Origin of the sequence: Amycolatopsis plumensis (genome assembly GCF_042652605.1) — a bacterium.
GTDB classification, from domain to species: domain Bacteria; phylum Actinomycetota; class Actinomycetes; order Mycobacteriales; family Pseudonocardiaceae; genus Amycolatopsis; species Amycolatopsis plumensis.
Genome location: NZ_JBHSJY010000001.1, coordinates 536,089 through 553,098, shown reverse-complemented (window position 1 = coordinate 553,098; position 17,010 = coordinate 536,089). Strand labels below are relative to the sequence as shown.

Below are 17,010 nucleotides of genomic sequence, written 5' to 3'. Positions count from 1 at the left end.
TGAGTGGTAAGGAGGGTTAGAACCCTCCTTACCACTCACGACCGGCTGCGGCAGAGCTCTTACTCGGCCCGCTCCAGCAGCGTCCGGACGGCGGTGAGGACGAGCCGGACGATGTCGTCGGGGTCGGCGCCGGCCAGCGGCTGCTTGCCGGTGAGCTCGCGCACGACCCCGATGCCCATCAGCCAGGCCAGCGCGAGGTCGGCGCGCAGTTCGGCGTCCGGGGCGTCGGTCAGCGTGGCCAGGATCCGGGCGTACTCGTCGCCGATCTCCTGGCGGAGCACCGCCCCGACCTCGCCGCTGCCGGACGAGCGCAGGTAGGTCTCCAGCGTCCGGTTCCGGTCGCCGCCCGGCTCGAGCATGCTCCGCAGCGACGCGCTGAGCAGCCGCTCCGGCGGGTGGGTTTCCAGGTGTTCGCGTCCGCTGCGGGCGATGACCTCTTCGAACAGCGCTTCCTTGCTGCCAAAGTAGCGGAAGAGCAGCGCCTGGTTGGCCCCGGCGAGGTCGGCGATGTCCCGGACGGTCGTCCGGTCGAACCCCCGCTCGGCGAACAGTTTCGCGCCGGCGTCGAGCAACGCCTGCCGCGTCGCGGCCGCGTCCCGCCTGCGGCCGGCCTGTTCCGTCATCGCAGCAGGTTAACCGGCAAACCGGACGCGGGCGCGACGGACCCTCAGGTGCCGGAGAGGCGGATCGCGGCGGCCGGGCAGGTCAGCTCGGCCTGCCGGACCGCGTCCTGCTCGGCGGCGGACGGCTCTTCGGTGAGAAGGACGACCGTGCCGTCGTCCTCGTTTTGGTCGAACGTCTCCGGCGCCAGCAGGACGCACTGGCCGGACGAGACGCAGCTGCCCGTGTCGACGGTGATCTTCATCGGCTCACCACTCCACGGGGACGCGCTCGACGCCACCGGCGACGCGGTTGGTGCGCACCGGGATCTCGTCGATCCCGACGGCCAGCCGCAGGCCGGGGAAGCGGTGGAACAGCTTCCGGAACACCGTCCGCAGCTCGGTGCGGGCGAGGTTGGCGCCGATGCAGACGTGGGCGCCGGTGCCGAAGGCGAGGTGCACGTTCGGCGTCCGGTCCGGATCGAACCCGTCCGGGTCGGCGAACACCGACGCGTCCCGGTTGGCCGCGTCGCTGGAGATCAGCACGGCGTCGCCGCGCATGATCCGCGTGCCGGCGATCTCGACGTCTTCGTGGGCGTACCGGAGCAGGCCGGTGCCGCTGGTCGCGGTCAGCCGCAGGATCTCCTCGACGGTCTGGTTCACCTGGCCATCGGGGTCGGCGGCGAAGCGGTCGCGGCGGGCGGTGTCGGCGAGCAGGAACAGCGTGCCCATCGCGATGCGCGTCGACGTCGTCTCGTGGCCGGCGAACAACAGGCCGGCACCCATCCGCGCGAGGTCCTCGCCGGTGAAGGTCGGGTCTTCGGCCTGGTAGGCGACCATGTCGGAGATGACGTCCGGCTGCGGATCCGCGCGCTTGGCGTCGGCCAGTTTCGTCATGTACGCCATGAATTCCGCCATGGCGGCTTGGGCGTCTTCGCCGCCGTTCATCACCGCGATCCGCTCGGACAGCCCGCGGAAGTGCTCCCGGTCGGCGTACGGCACCCCGAGGAGTTCGCAGATCACCAGCACCGGCAGCGGGAAGGCGAGGAAGTCGGTCAGGTCGACAGGTCCGTCGGCGCGGGCGGCTTCCATGTCGTCGAGGCAGCGGTCGGTCAGTTCGGCGATGCGGTCGCCGAGGGCGCGCATGCGGGGCGCGGAGAAGGCGGGCGCCAGCATCCGGCGCATCCGCTTGTGCTCGCGCTCCTCGTTTTCGAAGTCACCGCTCGGGCCGTCCTGCACGGCGGCGTAGGAGATCCGCGACGCCTGTTCCGGCGCCGGGTGCGAGCGGCCGAAGCGCTTGTCGCGGAAGACTTCCTTGGCCTCTTCGTAGGAGGTCACCAGCCAGGCCGGGTCGCCGGCCGGGGTGAGCACCCGGCTGATCGGCGCCTGCCGCCGGAGGACCGCGTAGTCCGGAGCGATGGCGAGCGCGTCCGCGCGGGCGAAGGGCAGGCGTGGCGTCTCTTCGGTGGTGGTCATGCGTCTTCCCTCGGATCGGTGGTGAGTTCGGCGAGCCAGCGGAGTTCGGCGTCGAACTTCCCGAGCACGTGCTGCAGTGCGGCGCGGCTCCACGAATCGGCCTGCCCGGCGGCGAGCCCGGTGAGCCGTTCCCGCTCGGCGGTGAGCGCTTTCTTACGGACTTCGAGCACGCGTGTCCGTTCGTCCGGGCGCAGCCAGGCGAAGTTCCCCACGCGCGCCAAGAACTCCGGTTCGTTGAGCGCGAGCTCGGCCGGGAAGTCCGCGAGCAGATCGTGCAGCAGTTCCCGCCCGACTTCGGTGATCGTGTAGACGTGCCGCGGCGGTTTGGCCTCCTGCTCCTCGGCGCTGCGGCTCACCGCACCGGCGTCGACGAAGCGCCGCAGGGTCGGGTAGAGCGAGTTGTTCGACAGGGTGTGGCCGGTCGAAGCCTCCACCGCCTTGCGCAGTTCGTACCCGTGCATCGGCTCGACGGCCAGTTTCGACAGCAGAAGGATTTCGATCCACACCTAGGTCACCGTAACCTAGGGTTCGGTGACGAGGCAATGGCGGATCGTGACAGGTGGGAAGAAACTGTGTAGCGTTGTAAGCAGCTGCTTACAAACTGTTTTGGGGGTTCCGCATGACCACCACCCACACCGAACCGCTCGCGTACCCCTTCAACGAGGAGGCCGGGCTCGACCTGAACGAGGCGTACGCGGCCGCGCGGGAGGCCGAGGGCATGGTCCGGGTGAAGATGACCTACGGGGAGCCGGCCTGGCTGGCCACGCGGTACGCCGACGCCCGGCTGGTGCTGGGCGATCGCCGGTTCTCGCGGGCGATGGAGAAGGAAAAGGACGCCCCGCGGCGCTCGCCGGTGGTGCGCGATGGCGGGATCCTGCAGATGGACCCGCCGGACCACACGCGGCTGCGGACGCTGGTCGCCAAGGCGTTCACCATGCGCCGCGTCGAGCTGCTCCGGCCGCGCGTTGCTTCGCTGGCCTCCGAGCTGATCGCGGACATGAAGGCGGCCGGGGCGCCCGCCGACCTGGTCGACGCCTACGCGTTGCCGATCCCGGTCGCGGTGATCTGCGAGCTGCTCGGCGTCCCGGTCGCCGACCGGCCGAAGTTCCGCGTGTGGAGCGACGCGGCGCTGTCCACGAGCGGGCTGACGCCGGAGGAGTTCGAGCGCAACCGCGAAGAGCTGCGCGACTACATGCGCGGCCTGATCGCCGAGCACCGTGAGCAGCCGGCCGACGACCTGATGACGGCGTTGATCGAGGCTCGGGACGTCCGCGACCGGCTGACCGAGCTGGAGCTGGTCGACCTGTGCGTCGGCATCCTCGTCGCCGGGCACGAGACCACCGCGAGCCAGATCCCGAACTTCGTCTACGCGCTGTTGGACCAGCACGAGCAGTGGGAGCGGCTGTGCGCCGACCCGGAGCTGATCCCGGCCGCGGTCGAGGAACTGCTGCGGTTCGTGCCGCTCGGCGCCGGCGCGGGATTCGCCCGCTACGCCACGGAAGACGTCGAGGTCGGCGGCGTGCTCGTCCGGGCGGGTGAACCGGTGCTGGTGGCGATCGGCGCGGCCAACCGCGACGGCCTCCGGTTCGGCGACGCGGACGAGCTGCGGTTCGACCGCGAGGAGAACCAGCACCTGGGTTTCGGCCACGGCGTCCACCACTGCCTCGGCGCGCCGCTGGCCCGGCTGGAGCTGCAGGAGGCGCTGCGCGCGCTGGTCACCGAGATGCCGGGGCTGCACCTCGCCGGCGATATCGTGTGGAAGACGCAGATGCTCGTCCGCGGACCGCGGTCGATGCCGATCGGATGGTGATGATGAGCTGGGACGTGAAGGTCGACGAACACACCTGCATCGGGTCGGGGATGTGCGCGGCCCTGATGCCGGAGGTGTTCACCCTCGACGGCGCGGTGGCCCACCCGGTGACCCCGTCGGTCGAGCCCGACGAGACGGTGCTCGACGCGGCGGACTCCTGCCCGGCCATGGCGATCACGGTGACCGACGGCGGCCGCGAGATCGGCCCGCGTCCCTAGGGCTCGAAGCGGCCGTGCTCGGTGACCACGGCCGTGATGAGGTCGAACGGGGTGACGTCGAACGCGGGGTTGAAGACCTGCGCGCCCTCCGGCGTGTGTTCGGTCAGCTCGGCGGCGTCGCGTTCCTCGATGGTGATACCCGAGCCGTCCGCGAGCTTGCCGTCCACTGTGGATGAAGGAGCGACCACGATGAACGGTACCCGGTGGTGGCGTGCGGCGATGGCGAGGCCGTAGGTGCCGATCTTGTTGGCGACGTCGCCGTTCGCGGCGATCCGGTCGGCGCCGACGAGCACGCAGTCGACCATCCCGCGCGCCATGGCGGCCGCGGCGGCCGAGTCGGGCTGCACGCGGTAGGGGACGTTCGCCTGGGCGAGCTCCCACGCCGTCAGCCGGGCGCCCTGGAGCAGCGGGCGCGTCTCGTCGACCAGGACTTCTTCGACGAGCCCGCGTTCGTGCAGGTGCCAGACGACGCCGAGGGCACTGCCCCAGCCGACGGTGGCCAGGCGCCCGGCGTTGCAGTGGGTGAGGAGGTTGAGAGGGCGTCGCGGGCACTCGGCGAGCACGATCTCGGCGGCGTGCTTCGAGGCGGTCTCGTTGAGCTGTTCGTCCTCGTCGAGCAGGGCCAGCGCTTCGGCGAGGACGGCGTCTTTGCCCTGGCCGAGTTTCCCGAGCGCGCGCTCGACGCCCCAGGCGAGGTTGACGGCGGTGGGCCGGGCGTGCGCGAGGAGTTCGGCGTCTTTCGGGACATCGCCGTTCAGGTGGGCGGACAGTGCGACCCCGAGCGCCCCGGCGGCCCCGAGCGCGGGAGCGCCCCGGACGGCGAGCCGCTTGACGGCGTCGACGAGCTCCCCGACGGTCCTCAGCTCGAGCAGCCGGTATTCGCCGGGGAGAGCGGTCTGGTCGATGATGACGACGGCGCCGTCAGCCCAGTCGATGGTCCTGCGCACGAGCCCTCCTCGGAGATTTCCGCTTGCCGAGCCGGTGAAGATGGGACGTGACCATTGAACGGCAGAACCCACCCGGCTTGCACACCCCGCCCGGCTACCACCACGTGACGGTGACCTCGGCGTCCCGGACGGTGTACTTGGCGGGCCAGTGCCCCCTCACCCCGGACGGCGCACTGGTGGAGGGCGACGTCCTGACCCAGACCGACCGGGTCGTCGCCAACACGGCAAGGGCGTTGGAGTTCGCGGGAGCGAGCCCGGCCGACGTGGTCCGGACGGTGATCTACGTGGTGACGGAGGACCGCTCGGTGCTGTCGTCGGTCTGGACCCGCCTGACGGAGTCGCCGATCGCCGAGGCGTTCAGCTCGGCGAGCACGCTGCTGGGCGTCGCCCAGCTGGGCTTCCCGGGCCAGCTGGTGGAACTGGACGTGACGGCCGCGCTCACCTGACCCGTACCCGGGCGGTCGACTGGCGTACCTGGAGGGTCGGCTTGCGTGCCTGGGGAGTCGGTTCGCGTGATCGGGGCCGGAACTCGCGTGATCAGCGGGCGATCTCGCGTGACTGGAGGCGGATCTCGTGTGATTGGGGAGCGATCTCGCGTGATTGGAGGGGCATCTCGCGTGATTGGAGGGGCGACACGGCCCAAACCGACTGCTCGCGCCGGTTGATATCGCCGCCTGCCACCTCTTAGCCTGCTCCCCGGCCCCGGCCCCGGCCCCGGCCCCGGCCCCGGCCCCGGCCCCGGCCCCGGCCCCGGGCTCGTCAGAGGCCGGCCATGAGGTCTGTTTCGGTGATTCCGGGGCCTTCGCCCCAGCGGATGAACCACTCGGTGCCGAAGGCGAAGGTGAACGCGTCGTCCGGCATGGCCAGCATGAACATGTCCTCGCTGATCTGGCTCGGGTGGGCGCGCATCGCCGCCCGCTTGACCGCCGCGTACTTCGACACGTCGACCGCCGCGGTGATCTCCGCCTCCGGCTTGCCGAACTCCACGTTCTCCGGTGGCTTCGGCGCGGCCTCCGGCGGGATCACCCCGTCGGCCACCGCCGCCTCGAAGCCGCGCTGCATGAACTCGCGGTTGAACGTCGCCTGGAAGACGCGTTTCGTGCCGGCCAGCTCGGCCGCGCGGAGGCCGACGCGGTGGACCTGGATGTGGTCCGGGTGGCCGTAGTCGCCGTTGTCGTCGTACACCGTCAGGACGTCGGCCGACTCCGCGCGCAGGATCGCCGCGAGCTGCTCGGCCGCCTTCTCGACGTCGGCGCGCCAGAAGCACGCGGGGTCGTCGTTCGTCGGCTCGCCCATCATCCCCGAATCGCGGTAGCCGAGGAACTCGACGCGCTCGACGCCGAGGATCTCCGCGGCCGCGTACGACTCCTGGACGCGCCGGTCCTCCAGCTTCTCGCCCTCGGCGAGGAACCCCTCGGGGACCTCGCCGACCTCGCCCTTGGTGGCGACGACGAGCACGACCCGGTGCCCCTCTTCGACGGCTTTACGCATGACGCCCGCGGTGCGGAGGCATTCGTCGTCCGGGTGGGCGTGGAAAGTGACCAGGGTTGCCATGTCCGCGACGGTACCGGCAACCACCGACAAAAACGCCCGCGAGGATGCCGTCCCGCCGCTGAAGGCAGCTAGGTGTGATGTTCAGGGACGTTGTCCCGAGTTGAGGTGACCGGTGACGGCCTGTCGTGCAGACAGGTGAAGGCCTCCGGATGTGAAGTGGAGCTGTCTAGGAACCACATCACCTGCCGGAGGCCTTCGTGTCCCACCCTAACGCCACCCTGACCCCACGCACCCGGCTACGCCTGGCCCGGCTGATCGTCGAGCAGGGCTGGACCTGCGCCGCAGCGGCGAAGATGTTCATGGTCGCCGCCAAGACCGCCGCGAAATGGGCCCGGCGCTACCGCGCTGAAGGCGTGGCCGGGATGGCCGATCGCAGCAGCCGTCCGCACCACAGCCCGGGCAAGACCTCGCCCGCGCTGGTGCGGGCGATCGTGCGGCTGCGGTGGCGGCACCGGCTGGGCCCGGTCCAGATCGCCGGCCGGCTCGGCCTGCCCGCCTCCACCGTGCACGCGGTGCTGGTGCGCTGCCGGATCAACCGCCTCACCTGCCTCGACCGGGTCACCGGCGAACCCTTGCGCCGCTACGAACACGACCACCCCGGCTCACTGATCCATGTCGATGTCACCAAGTTCGGCAACATCCCCGATGGCGGCGGCTGGCGCTACGTCGGCAAACAGCAAGGCGAGATCAACAAACGAGCCACCCCGGGCCTGCCTCGCGGCGCGGATTACAAACCCCGCACCGGCACCGCGTTCGTCCACACCGTCATCGATGATCACTCCCGCGTCGCCTACGCCGAAATCCACGCCGACGAAACCGCCGCCACCGCCACCGCCGTGCTGCGCCGGGCGGTGGCCTGGTTCGCCGACCTCGGCGTCACCGTCGAACGGGTCCTCTCCGACAACGGCTCGGCCTACCGCTCTCATGCTTGGCGGGATACGTGCGCCGAGCTGGGTGTCGTCCCGAAACGGACCCGGCCCTACCGGCCGCAAACCAACGGGAAGATCGAGCGGTTCCACCGGACCCTGGCCGAGGGGTGGGCCTACGCACGGTTCTACCCGTCCGAGGCCCTGCGCCGGGCCGCGCTACCGGGATGGCTGCACTTCTACAATCACCACCGACCCCACAGCTCAACCGGCGGCAAACCACCGGTCACCCGACTGACCAACCTCCCCGGACATCACAGCTAGGCCTGCTCCTTCGAGCACCACCAGGTCGACCGGCCGCCGACCGTGCCGTGGCTCATCTCCGCGCCGCAACGCGGGCAGTGGTCGCCCGCCCGGCGGTGGCCGATGATCTCCCCGGTGTGCACGCCGCCGTGGCGGATCGCCGCGCGCAACGCCTTCCGCAGGGCCTTGTGCAGGTTCGCGAGGTCGTCCGCGCCCAGCTCGTTCACCGGCCGGGCCGGGGACAACGCCGCCTGCCACAGGGTTTCGTCGGCCAGCAGGTTGCCGATCCCGGCCACCACCGACTGGTCCAGCAGCCGCGCCTTCAGCGGCGCCCGCCCGCGGCCGACGCGCGCACCGAAGTCGCGGCGCGAGATCTCCCCGGCGTCCGGGCCGAGCGCGTCGAGGTCCGGGTCGAGCCGCACCCGGCTGAGCCGCCGCGTGTCGAACAGCTGCAGCTGTTCGCCGTCGGCGAAAGTGATCCCGAACCGGAACCACTCGGGCTTCTCCACACGGCCGTGGAAGCGCCGCGGGCCGGGCGGCCCGCTCGCCCCGCCGAACCGCAGCTGCCCGGCCATCCCGAGGTGCAGGCCGAGGTTCGGGCCGGGCTGCCCGTCGCCGCCTTCCGTTTCGCACCACAGGGTCTTGCCCCGCCGATGCGCTTCCACCAGCCGCCCGCCGGTCAACGCCGTGGCGATGTCCCCGGGTGCGTGCGGGCGGCAGACCCAGTCGTCGTGGTCGTCCACCGACCGGATCTTCCGGCCGAGGGCGCCGGTGAGGACCTGCCGGGCGAGTTCCACTTCGGGGAGTTCAGGCACGGGACCCAGTCTCCGGCACGGACGCCGATCACGCCGCGCCAGCAGCCACCGGGCCGCCGTCACCGACCTGCTGCGCGGGCGGGCACTGATCAGGACAGGCTCGCGGACGCCGTGGTCTCCCAGGCGAAGCCGTCCGGGTCGGTGAACGCCGCGGCCGCGCCGACCGCGATCCGGTGCGAGCCGCTGCCCTCGGGGGCGACACCGGCGTCCTTGGCGAGCGCCTTGCGCCGGTACAGCGCCAGCTTGACGGGGCTCTCGCCGGCGTCGAACTCGACGTACATCTTGCCGAAGCTCTTGCCGACGGTCAGGCCCTGGCCGACGTAGAACTTCTTGCTGGCGGCCACGTCGGCGGCGCCGAGCAGGAGCACGATGGCGTCGATCTTGCGGGTGGCCGGGCCGGTGTTCTTCTTGGCCGAGGTCGCGAGCTTCCAGATCGCGCCGTCCGGCGCCCGGACGGTGCCGCCGTAGCCCCACATGGACTTGGTGGCCGGCTTGATCGTCGTGGCCCCGGCCGCGAGCGCGGTCTCGATCAGGGAGTCGACGTCGGCGGGCTGCGGCACGGTGAGGGAGAGGGTGTACCCGCGGAAGCCGTCGCTCGGCGCGTCCGCGACCCGGAACCGCAGCTGGGTGGTGAGCCCGAAGGCCTCGGCGTAGAAGCGCTCGGCGGCGGCGGTGTCGGCAACTTCGAGGGTGATGGTTTCGATGTTCGTCATGCCGGTAACGCTAGGTCCGGGCCGCTGACCGGCGCTTCTCGATTCCTGATCGGTCTGCCCGGCCGGCTTCGGAAAAAGGAGTGGGCGCGGTGCGCGGCGGTCTGATAGCTTTCCGCCGTCCGTGACCCGGCCCGAGGAGGTGAGACCCGTGAACGCTGCAACGTTGTGGGTGCTCCCCCTGGTCGTCACGGGCGGGCCGGCCTAGCTGTCGCCGGGAGCACCGGGAACCGGTACTCCCGAAAGGCGACACCATGAACCATCTGCACGAACGGCCGGACGTGGCCGGCCGTGGCGAAGTGTCCCGGCGGCCGGACGGCCGCCTCTTCCTCAGCATCGACACGTGGGACGACGCGGACTTCGCGCTGCTCGCGGCCGACATGCTGCCCGCGCTGCCGAGGCCGCTCCACACCGTGGTCGACGAAGCCGACACCGAACTCCGGTCCCGCTGGGAATCGGCCGGTTTCACGACGCGGCGCCGTGAGTGGGAGTACCTGCTCCCCACGGCGCCGGGCCAAGCCTCCGCGCCGGCGGGGGTGACGATCGGGCCGCCGGCCGACGCGGAATTGCTGAACTCGGCCGAAGACGTGATCCGCGCCGAAATCGAGGCGACGGTGGGCTGGGAGGAGATGCCGGCGGAGATCCTGCCCCGCCCGGCCGTCCCGGACGTCACCAAGTACGTGGTGGCGGAGTCCGCGGGTGACTACGTGGGCCTGGTCCGGCTGGCTGCGGTGCCGCGGCAGCCGCGGATCGGGCTGATCGCGGTCCGTGCGGACCGGCGGCGGCGCGGAATCGGCCGCGCGTTGCTGACGTACGTGCTGAACGCGTTGCACGACAAGGGAATCCCGGCGGCTTCCGCCGAAGTGAACGAAAGGAACCCGGCGGCGATCGCGTTGTTCGAAGGCGCCGGAGCCCGCCGCGTGGGCAGCAACCTCGAGCTGGTGCTGCGCTGATGGCCAACACCGCCGGGATCGGAGTCGAGGGCACCGTCGTCGAGTGCCTGCGGAACGCGACGTTCCGGGTCGAGCTGGAGAACGGGCACAAGGTGCTCGCGCACATCAGCGGGAAGATCCGGAAGAACTTCATCAAGATCCTGCCGTTCGACCGGGTCCTGGTGGAGCTGAGCCCGTACGACCTGAACCGCGGCCGGATCCTGTTCCGGTACCGCACCTAGTCCGCAAGCCGTCGCCGGGTCCCCGGACCTGGCGACGGCTTCCCCGGAGGAGCTCCCTTGGACGTCGAGACGACCCCGGCCATCGACACCGCACTGGTGCGACGGCTGGTCGGCACGCAGTTTCCGCAGTGGGCCGGGCTGCCGCTGACCCGGTACGCCCCGGCCGGCTCGGACCACGTGATCCACCGGCTGGGCGACGAGCTGTCGGTCCGGCTGCCGCGCCACGCCGGCGCGATCGGCCAGGCGGCGAAGGAAGCCGAGTGGCTGCCGCGGCTGGCACCGCACCTGCCACTGGCCGTCCCCGTCCCGGTGGCGGTGGGCGAACCGGACTTCGGCTACCCGTGGCCGTGGGCGGTGTCGCGCTGGCTGGACGGCGAGGTGGCCACGGTCGAAGCGCTGTCGGGCTCGCACGAGGCCGCCGTCGAGCTGGCCGGGTTCCTGACCGCGCTCCACCGGTTCGACGGCGAAACCGCGGACCTCGCCGTCCGTCCGCTCGCCGCCCGGGACGCGGCGACCAGGACCGCCATCGAGGAAGTCGGTGACGCCTTCGACACATCGGCACTGACCGGACTGTGGGACGCCGCCCTCGCGGCACCCGCGTGGGCCGGTCCACCGGTCTGGTGCCACGGCGACTTCCACACGGGCAACCTGCTGACGGCGGGCGGGCGCCTCAGCGCGGTCATCGATTTCGGTGAGCTCGGGGCCGGCGACCCGGCTTGCGACCTGATGATCGCCTTCACCCTCATGTCGGCCGGCACGCGAGCGACCTTCCGCACGGCGCTCGGCGTCGACGAGGCCACCTGGACCCGCGGCCGCGGCTGGGCGCTGGCGACTGGCTTGACCGCCTATGTGGCGTACGCGGCCGTCGACCCGCGGGTGGCGGCGCAGACGACCCGCCAGATCACCGCAGCCCTCGCGGGGTGAGCGGTCAGTACTCGTTCTTGATGACGAAGTAGGAGCCGCGGATGGTGCCGGCCAGCTTCGACTTCTGGCGGGCGAACTTGAAGGAGGCCAGTTCCGCGGGCACCTCCATCCCGTCGGAGAGCTTGAACCCGACCGCCCGCTTCCCGCCCTCGTCCACGGTGTACAGGACGTTGATCGAAAGGCCGTTCTCGTAGAAGACGTACGACCACCGGATGTTCTCGACCTGGAACTCGGTCGCCTCGAGCGGGCGCGAGGCGATGACGATGCCGCGTTCCTCCTCGAGGATGCGGTGCACCCGGTCGATGATCGGCCGGGCCGTGTCGGCGGGCTCGACCGTGAAGACGTGGTCGTACTTGTTCTTGAAGTAGCGGGCCTCGTTCGCCCGCAACCCGGCCAGCGCGTCCGCCACCGGCGACGACTCCAGTCCGGTCGTCGATACGGTGTCGAAGTCCACGGTGTAGGGCATGGTGTTCCTCCGCGTGTGTCCTGACCGGACTCAGCGTAGGCCACTCCCGGAGAGGATGTTGTATGCAGTATCTGGTCTCCGTCATCGACGACAAGGAGAACCCCGGCCGCACGGACCGCCAGCCGGCCATCAGCGAGTTCAACGAACGGCTGATCGCCGACGGCTACTGGGTCTTCGCGGGCGGGCTCGCGGACACCGACGCCGCCACGGTCGTCGACAACCGGGGTGAGCAGGCGGTGCTCACCGACGGGCCGTTCGTGGAGTCGAAGGAGTACCTCGCCGGCTTCTGGGTGTGGGACGTCGCCGATCCGGACGTGGCGCTCGAGCTCGCCGCCGAGGCGTCGAAGGTGTGCGACCGGAAGATCGAAGTCCGGCCGATCCGGTGACCGACGTCAAAGAGGCCGTGACCCGGGTGCACCGCGCGGAGTGGGCCCGGGTGGTGGCCGCGCTGACCAGGCGGTTCGGCGATCTCGGCCTCGCCGAGGACGCGGCCGCCGAGGCGTTCGCGACCGCCGTCGAGCGGTGGCCGGCCGACGGCGTGCCCCCGAACCCCGGTGCCTGGCTGAACACCACCGCGAACCGCAAGGCCATCGACCGGCTCCGGCGGGAGAGCAAGCGCGACGACAAGCACCGCGAAGCCTGGATGGTGCAGGACGACACCCCGCCGGAGCCGTCCGGCGCCATCGACGACGACCGGCTGCGGCTGATCTTCACGTGCTGTCACCCGGCGCTGGCGACGCCCGCCCGCGTCGCGCTGACCCTGCGCCTGGTCGGCGGCCTGACGGTGCCCGAGATCGCCCGCGCCCTGCTCGTCCGCGAGACCACTTTGGAACAGCGGATCACCCGCGCGAAGGCCAAGATCAAGGGGGCGCGCATCCCGTACCGCGTGCCGTCGGCCGAGGACCTCCCCGCCCGCGTGTCCAGCGTGCTCATGGTCCTGTTCCTCGTCTTCAACGAGGGCTACCTGGCGACCGGCCCCGGCACCGACCCGATCCGGCACGACCTGACCGCCGAGGCGATCCGGCTCACCCGCCTGCTCCACGCCCTCCTCCCGGACGACGGCGAGGTGACCGGGCTGCTCGCCCTGATGCTGCTCACCGAGGCCCGCCGTCCCGCCCGGGTGGCGGCGGGCGAGCTGGTCGCGCTCGACGAGCAGGACCGCGCGACCTGGGACGCGGCGCTGATCGCCGAGGGGCACGGGCTGGTGCGCGAGCGCCTCGCCGCCGGGGTGGCGCCGGGCCGGTACCAGATCCTCGCGGCGATCAACGCCGTGCACACGTCCGCGCGCGACATCCGCGACACCGACTGGTCGCAGGTCGTCGCCCTCTACGACCAGCTGGTCCGCGTCGACGCCTCGCCGGTCGTCGCCCTCAACCGGGCGATCGCGGTCGCGGAACTCGACGGCCCGGAGGTGGCGCTGGCGGCGGTCGACCGGCTCGGGGACCAGCTGGCCGGCTACCACGCCTACCACGTGACCCGCGCCGACCTGCTGCGGCGCCTGAGCCGCGACGCGGAAGCCCGCACGGCGTACGGCAAAGCCATCGAGCTGGCGGGCAACACCGCCGAGGTCGCGTACCTGACGCGCCGCCGGGACCAGCTGGGGTAGCTTAAGGTCGTCGGTCGGACGCCTTGCGCTGCTCCTCGAGGACGTACACCACCGACTCGAGCGTCACGTGCTCCCGCCGCAGTGCCTGCCAGATCGCCACCGGCCCGCGGCCCGGACGGCACTCGGCCAGGATCCGCCGGTAGATGTGCTCGGGCGGACGGGGGACCCGGCCCCGCGCCACCATGTCCCTGATCCTGAGCGTGGTGGTTTCCGGCTCGCTCAGTTCGTCGTCGTGAACCATGGCCCCTCCAGACACCTCGCCCGGACGTCCAAGCTAGGTGTGGGTGTCCGCGCCGGTCCATGCCGCGGCGTGGCAGAGCCCTGCCAGGATCCGGCGGAATTCCCGCCGGATGTGCGCGTCGCGCCGGTTCCGCGGCGGCTGTTGATGTTTGCTGGGGCGGGTGGGCCTCCGTGTCGTGGTGCTCGACCCGCTGCCGATGTTCCGGCACGGTACCGAAGCGGTGCTGTCCGCGGCCGGTCACGTGGTCGACACCCCGGATGATGTCTTCGCTTGGGCGCGGCACCGCCGGAATGGCGTGGTACTGGTCAGTTTGCTGACCGACGCCGATTGGGAGCTCGTGGGGCGGTTGCGACACGAAAGCGTTGTCGTGGCGGTGCTCGACGGCGGATCGCCCGCGGCAGGTGCCCGTGCGGTGCGGACCGGGGCGGCGGCGGTGCTGCCGCGGGACGCGACCGCGCAGGCGCTGCTGCGCACGGTGGAGGCGACGGCGGACGGGCAGGCGGTCCTGCCGATCGCCGTGGTGACGGCGCTCGCGACCGCGCTGCCTGCACAGGGGGCACCCCTGACAGCCGAACAGCTGTCGTGGTTGCGGCAGTTGTCGGCCGGGTCGACGGTCGCGCGGCTGGCCGACCGCGCCGGCTACTCCGAGCGGGAGATGTTCCGCCTGCTTAAGACCTTGTACCGCGAACTCGGTGTCGACGGCCGCATGCAGGCGATCCTGCGTGCCCAGGAGTCCGGCTGGCTGTCCGGCTGAGTCACTCCGGCGGCCGGGTGCGGGTGCCGGACAAGGCGTCGAGGACCGGCGCCAACCGGTCCGTTCCCGCGTAACCCTGCAGCTTCTCCACCAGGAAACGGCGTCGCTCCTGCAGAAGCGGCTCCGCGCCGCGGGTGATCGCCCGTGACCGGTCGAACGCCTCAATCGCGTCGCCGAGGTTCTCGTCGGTGTCCAGGCGCACGCCGCAGATGGCAAAACCGAGCATGTCGTACGCACCGAAGTCCCGCGGGTCGCTTCCGGTCCTGGCACGGGCTTGTGCGGCCAGTTGCCGGAACAGGGTCGGTGCGCGGTCGGGGGCGGTTGCCTGCGTGACGAGAGCGTGCAGGGCGAGCACGATGAGGGCCCGGCCCGGGCGGCGGTAACGCATGGCGTCCTCGAGGTGGGGCGCGGCCTTTTCCGGATCGTCTTTCCTCAGGTAGGCCATGCCCAGCGTGGTCCGCGCCTGGAGGATGGCGACCGGGTCCTCCAGTTCCAGGGCCAGGTCCACCGCCCTGAGCGCCTGCTCCTTCGCGCGGTCGGGCAGATTCTTCGCCAGGAACCGGTCGGCTTCGGCATCCCGGCACAGCACCTGGAGCCGCTGGTCCCCGTCCGCGGCCGCTTGTGCCTGCCCCAGGCGTTCCCGTGCCGTGTGCTGGTCGCCGGTTTCCGAGTACCAGCGGGCGAGCCGCACGGACACCCGGACCCTGCGCGCGGCATCGACACCGTCGGCCATGGCCAGGATGGCTTCGGCGTGCCCGATGGCCTTGTCGTACTGCCCCCAGCGGCGGTGGCAGTCGGCGAGGCCCAGCAGAGCGCGCGCGAGGAACCCAGCCTCACCCTGCGACCGGGCGTCCGACCGGGCCAGTTCGTAGTAGTTGCAGGCCGATTCGGCGTTGCCGTCCCGCCAGTACATCGCGGCGAGATCCAGCCGAATGCCGGTCCGGATCTCCGGCTGGTCCAGCTTGTCCGCGTAGACCAGCGCGCGGCCGAAGGCTGCGCTGGCGTCCCCGAATTCGCCCATCGCACTGGCGAGGGAACCGAGTGCGTTGTCGTTCGCCATTTCCAGGAAGTCGTGGCCCAGCCGGCCGTGCAGCTTCTTGCGCTGTTCGAACAGCATGAACCCGCAGTTCCACCGGTCCAGGAACTCGATCATGTCGTCGATCACGCCGAAGGCTTCGGGATACCGTTCCGCCGCGACCAGCGCCTCCAACTGCGCGAAGTGCAGCCGCAACCCGCCGGGTCCGGTGGGCTTGACGTCCCGCCGGTTCCCGAGTTCCTCGGCCGCCCTGAGCAGCAGGTCTTCCCGCTCCGGGCCGTCCGGCGGCAGGAGCGTGCCGGGGTCGGACACGGGCAGGTAGTACTGTCCGTCGGCCAGCCCGACGAGCTGACTGCTCGCCAGATCGTTCAGAGCAGCAGCGACTTCGATGTCCGGCACGACACCGGCCAGCACCGCGGCGACGGTCTCACTGTCGACCGACGTACCGCAGGCCGCGAGGGCGTACAGGACCTTCTGGCGTGGCGGGCTGAGTTCGTTGACCGTCACCCGGAGAAGATCGTTCAAGGTGACCTTGGGGCCCAAGGGCGCCAGCAGTTCTTCGGTGCCGATCTTCCGCGCGGAGAGTAGGTTCCTAGCCCGCATCAGCCGGACGCAGCCCGGGTTGCCCTGGAGTTGTTCGCAGAGCGTTCTTCGCTTCTTCCGCAGTTTCGTCAGATCAGCCCGGTCGAGAAGTTCGTCGAAGTCCGGGCGGGGCAGCCAGGGCAAGCTGACGGACACCCGTTCGGTCAGCCAGTGGTGGTCGCCGGTCTTCGCCCGTAGCCGTTCGGTACTCACCAGGACGACGGTCACGCGGTGCCGCCGGTCGGTGTCGATCCGGTCGAGCAGCTCCGTCAGCTGGAGGTCGAGGCGCCGGTCCTCGCGCGGCTGGAGGTGCTGCGCGTCATCGATGACGATGATGATGCGTTCCCGCGTGGCGTTCTCGAGGGCGGCCGCCAGGGCGCCGAGCGGTGCCGCGTCTTCGCCGAACACGATCGACGAAACGTTGCGTCCCCGGATGTCGGCGATCAGCTGCCGGACGTCGAACCGACTGTCCGGGGCCGCCGTATGCCGGAAGACGACCGGCCGCGGTGTGGTGCGCTCAAGGTCTTTCAGCACGGCCTCGACGAGCGTCGACTTGCCGATGCCTGCCACGCCCACCACGGTGACGACGCCGGCTTTCTCCTCGGAGAGTAGCGCGTGGAGTCGCTCGACTTCTCCCTCGCGGTCCAGCATTCCGGGGTCGCGGCGCGGTTCGGCCGCCGACGGCGAGGGTTTCCGGCGGTCGAGCACCAGCAGCACCAGCGACGGGATGCCCACGCCCATGCCGACGACCCAGCTGGCAGCCTCGATCCACGGCCACGCACCGCGCGCGGGATCGGCGAACCAGGCGAACCTGATTCCGGTGGCGGTGAACAACACGAGGACGGCGACCGGCACACCGAGCGACACAGCTCGCTTCCACTTCCGCGCGGCCATCCTGCCATCATCCGGTGTCCGGCGCCCGGAGGAAA

At 71.0% G+C, this 17,010-nt stretch carries 21 protein-coding genes; 10 read left to right on the top strand and 11 right to left on the bottom strand.

Annotation, left to right across the window (positions count from 1 at the left end; all coding sequences use genetic code 11):
- Nucleotides 1–59: 59 nt before the first annotated feature.
- From ACFPLC_RS02700 to ACFPLC_RS02685, 4 genes are read right to left on the bottom strand one after another with little or no spacing between them, the layout of a single operon-like run.
- A complete protein-coding gene (locus tag ACFPLC_RS02700) occupies nt 60–623 on the bottom strand; it encodes a TetR/AcrR family transcriptional regulator (RefSeq protein ID WP_191313718.1) in 564 nt (187 codons plus the stop codon).
- Nucleotides 624–667: 44 nt separating this feature from the next.
- A complete protein-coding gene (locus ACFPLC_RS02695) occupies nt 668–865 on the bottom strand; it encodes a ferredoxin (RefSeq protein ID WP_378198997.1) in 198 nt (65 codons plus the stop codon).
- Between the two features lie 4 nt (nt 866–869).
- Nucleotides 870–2,075: a cytochrome P450 gene (locus ACFPLC_RS02690; RefSeq protein WP_378199000.1), complete on the bottom strand. Its 1,206-nt coding sequence runs from the start codon at nt 2,073–2,075 to the stop codon at nt 870–872.
- On the bottom strand, nt 2,072–2,581 hold the full coding sequence (locus tag ACFPLC_RS02685; protein ID WP_378199003.1) for a PadR family transcriptional regulator: 510 nt from the start codon (nt 2,579–2,581) through the stop codon (nt 2,072–2,074). Before ACFPLC_RS02685 ends, ACFPLC_RS02690 begins: the two co-directional genes overlap by 4 nt.
- Nucleotides 2,582–2,694: 113 nt before the next feature.
- Here ACFPLC_RS02685 and ACFPLC_RS02680 point away from each other — a divergent pair, with 113 nt between their 5' ends.
- Nucleotides 2,695–3,885: a cytochrome P450 gene (locus ACFPLC_RS02680; protein WP_378199005.1), complete on the top strand. Its 1,191-nt coding sequence runs from the start codon at nt 2,695–2,697 to the stop codon at nt 3,883–3,885.
- 2 nt (nt 3,886–3,887) lie between these two features.
- Nucleotides 3,888–4,103, top strand: coding sequence for a ferredoxin (locus ACFPLC_RS02675; RefSeq protein ID WP_191313713.1), 216 nt, complete (start codon nt 3,888–3,890; stop codon nt 4,101–4,103).
- Here ACFPLC_RS02675 and mtnA read toward each other — a convergent pair.
- The gene (mtnA, locus tag ACFPLC_RS02670) at nt 4,100–5,050 is read right to left on the bottom strand and encodes an S-methyl-5-thioribose-1-phosphate isomerase (RefSeq protein WP_378199008.1); all 951 of its coding nucleotides are present in this window, start codon (nt 5,048–5,050) and stop codon (nt 4,100–4,102) included. The two genes, ACFPLC_RS02675 and mtnA, sit on opposite strands and share 4 nt — an antisense overlap.
- A gap of 47 nt (nt 5,051–5,097) precedes the next feature.
- Here mtnA and ACFPLC_RS02665 point away from each other — a divergent pair, with 47 nt between their 5' ends.
- Entirely contained in the window at nt 5,098–5,496 is a 399-nt protein-coding gene (locus tag ACFPLC_RS02665) for a RidA family protein (RefSeq protein WP_378199011.1), read from the top strand.
- Between the two features lie 313 nt (nt 5,497–5,809).
- Here ACFPLC_RS02665 and ACFPLC_RS02660 read toward each other — a convergent pair whose 3' ends face one another.
- Complete coding sequence (locus ACFPLC_RS02660) at nt 5,810–6,604, bottom strand: PIG-L family deacetylase (protein WP_378199014.1); 795 nt, start codon at nt 6,602–6,604, stop codon at nt 5,810–5,812.
- A gap of 197 nt (nt 6,605–6,801) precedes the next feature.
- Here ACFPLC_RS02660 and ACFPLC_RS02655 point away from each other — a divergent pair, with 197 nt between their 5' ends.
- Nucleotides 6,802–7,794 (top strand): IS481 family transposase, encoded by a 993-nt coding sequence (locus tag ACFPLC_RS02655; protein ID WP_378199017.1) that lies wholly within the window; start codon nt 6,802–6,804, stop codon nt 7,792–7,794.
- Here ACFPLC_RS02655 and ACFPLC_RS02650 read toward each other — a convergent pair.
- Nucleotides 7,791–8,588: an Fpg/Nei family DNA glycosylase gene (locus ACFPLC_RS02650; protein ID WP_378199020.1), complete on the bottom strand. Its 798-nt coding sequence runs from the start codon at nt 8,586–8,588 to the stop codon at nt 7,791–7,793. The two genes, ACFPLC_RS02655 and ACFPLC_RS02650, sit on opposite strands and share 4 nt — an antisense overlap.
- A gap of 89 nt (nt 8,589–8,677) precedes the next feature.
- A complete protein-coding gene (locus ACFPLC_RS02645) occupies nt 8,678–9,301 on the bottom strand; it encodes a VOC family protein (RefSeq protein ID WP_191313708.1) in 624 nt (207 codons plus the stop codon).
- A 251-nt stretch (nt 9,302–9,552) separates the two neighbouring features.
- On the opposite strand from ACFPLC_RS02645, the gene ACFPLC_RS02640 reads away from it, so the two are divergent.
- From ACFPLC_RS02640 to ACFPLC_RS02630, 3 genes are read left to right on the top strand one after another with little or no spacing between them, the layout of a single operon-like run.
- Nucleotides 9,553–10,251 carry a GNAT family N-acetyltransferase gene (locus ACFPLC_RS02640; RefSeq protein ID WP_378199023.1) on the top strand — a complete coding sequence of 233 codons (699 nt, stop codon included), beginning with the start codon at nt 9,553–9,555 and terminating at the stop codon, nt 10,249–10,251.
- Nucleotides 10,251–10,472 (top strand): translation initiation factor IF-1, encoded by a 222-nt coding sequence (gene infA / locus ACFPLC_RS02635; RefSeq protein ID WP_378199026.1) that lies wholly within the window; start codon nt 10,251–10,253, stop codon nt 10,470–10,472. The genes ACFPLC_RS02640 and infA overlap by 1 nt, the downstream gene beginning before the upstream one ends.
- A gap of 57 nt (nt 10,473–10,529) precedes the next feature.
- Entirely contained in the window at nt 10,530–11,396 is an 867-nt protein-coding gene (locus ACFPLC_RS02630) for an aminoglycoside phosphotransferase family protein (RefSeq protein WP_378199029.1), read from the top strand.
- 4 nt (nt 11,397–11,400) lie between these two features.
- Here the strand turns inward: ACFPLC_RS02630 and ACFPLC_RS02625 are convergent, their stop codons facing one another.
- Complete coding sequence (locus ACFPLC_RS02625; protein WP_378199032.1) at nt 11,401–11,862, bottom strand: phage tail protein; 462 nt, start codon at nt 11,860–11,862, stop codon at nt 11,401–11,403.
- Nucleotides 11,863–11,924: 62 nt separating this feature from the next.
- On the opposite strand from ACFPLC_RS02625, the gene ACFPLC_RS02620 reads away from it, so the two are divergent.
- Nucleotides 11,925–12,248, top strand: coding sequence for a YciI family protein (locus ACFPLC_RS02620; RefSeq protein WP_378199035.1), 324 nt, complete (start codon nt 11,925–11,927; stop codon nt 12,246–12,248).
- Nucleotides 12,245–13,468 carry an RNA polymerase sigma factor gene (locus tag ACFPLC_RS02615; protein ID WP_378199038.1) on the top strand — a complete coding sequence of 408 codons (1,224 nt, stop codon included), beginning with the start codon at nt 12,245–12,247 and terminating at the stop codon, nt 13,466–13,468. The genes ACFPLC_RS02620 and ACFPLC_RS02615 overlap by 4 nt, the downstream gene beginning before the upstream one ends.
- 1 nt (nt 13,469) lies before the next feature.
- On the opposite strand, the gene ACFPLC_RS02610 is transcribed toward ACFPLC_RS02615, so the two are convergent.
- Complete coding sequence (locus tag ACFPLC_RS02610; protein WP_378199041.1) at nt 13,470–13,709, bottom strand: hypothetical protein; 240 nt, start codon at nt 13,707–13,709, stop codon at nt 13,470–13,472.
- A gap of 160 nt (nt 13,710–13,869) precedes the next feature.
- Between ACFPLC_RS02610 and ACFPLC_RS02605 the strand changes: the two genes are divergently transcribed.
- A complete protein-coding gene (locus ACFPLC_RS02605; RefSeq protein ID WP_378235675.1) occupies nt 13,870–14,463 on the top strand; it encodes a DNA-binding response regulator in 594 nt (197 codons plus the stop codon).
- Nucleotide 14,464: 1 nt separating this feature from the next.
- Here the strand turns inward: ACFPLC_RS02605 and ACFPLC_RS02600 are convergent, their stop codons facing one another.
- Nucleotides 14,465–16,975: a tetratricopeptide repeat protein gene (locus ACFPLC_RS02600; protein ID WP_378199046.1), complete on the bottom strand. Its 2,511-nt coding sequence runs from the start codon at nt 16,973–16,975 to the stop codon at nt 14,465–14,467.
- Nucleotides 16,976–17,010: the final 35 nt, after the last annotated feature.

Excerpts from the sequence above, each read along its gene's own strand:
- ACFPLC_RS02620 (WP_378199035.1), top strand. The coding sequence starts at position 11,925 with ATGCAGTATCTGGTCTCCGTCATCGACGACAAGGAGAACCCCGGCCGC.
- ACFPLC_RS02600 (WP_378199046.1), bottom strand. The coding sequence starts at position 16,975 with ATGGCCGCGCGGAAGTGGAAGCGAGCTGTGTCGCTCGGTGTGCCGGTC.
- ACFPLC_RS02625 (WP_378199032.1), bottom strand. The coding sequence starts at position 11,862 with ATGCCCTACACCGTGGACTTCGACACCGTATCGACGACCGGACTGGAG.
- ACFPLC_RS02690 (WP_378199000.1), bottom strand. The coding sequence starts at position 2,075 with ATGACCACCACCGAAGAGACGCCACGCCTGCCCTTCGCCCGCGCGGAC.
- ACFPLC_RS02680 (WP_378199005.1), top strand. The coding sequence starts at position 2,695 with ATGACCACCACCCACACCGAACCGCTCGCGTACCCCTTCAACGAGGAG.
- ACFPLC_RS02695 (WP_378198997.1), bottom strand. The coding sequence starts at position 865 with ATGAAGATCACCGTCGACACGGGCAGCTGCGTCTCGTCCGGCCAGTGC.
- ACFPLC_RS02660 (WP_378199014.1), bottom strand. The coding sequence starts at position 6,604 with ATGGCAACCCTGGTCACTTTCCACGCCCACCCGGACGACGAATGCCTC.
- ACFPLC_RS02675 (WP_191313713.1), top strand. The coding sequence starts at position 3,888 with ATGAGCTGGGACGTGAAGGTCGACGAACACACCTGCATCGGGTCGGGG.
- ACFPLC_RS02645 (WP_191313708.1), bottom strand. The coding sequence starts at position 9,301 with ATGACGAACATCGAAACCATCACCCTCGAAGTTGCCGACACCGCCGCC.
- ACFPLC_RS02610 (WP_378199041.1), bottom strand. The coding sequence starts at position 13,709 with ATGGTTCACGACGACGAACTGAGCGAGCCGGAAACCACCACGCTCAGG.
- infA (WP_378199026.1), top strand. The coding sequence starts at position 10,251 with ATGGCCAACACCGCCGGGATCGGAGTCGAGGGCACCGTCGTCGAGTGC.
- ACFPLC_RS02700 (WP_191313718.1), bottom strand. The coding sequence starts at position 623 with ATGACGGAACAGGCCGGCCGCAGGCGGGACGCGGCCGCGACGCGGCAG.
- ACFPLC_RS02640 (WP_378199023.1), top strand. The coding sequence starts at position 9,553 with ATGAACCATCTGCACGAACGGCCGGACGTGGCCGGCCGTGGCGAAGTG.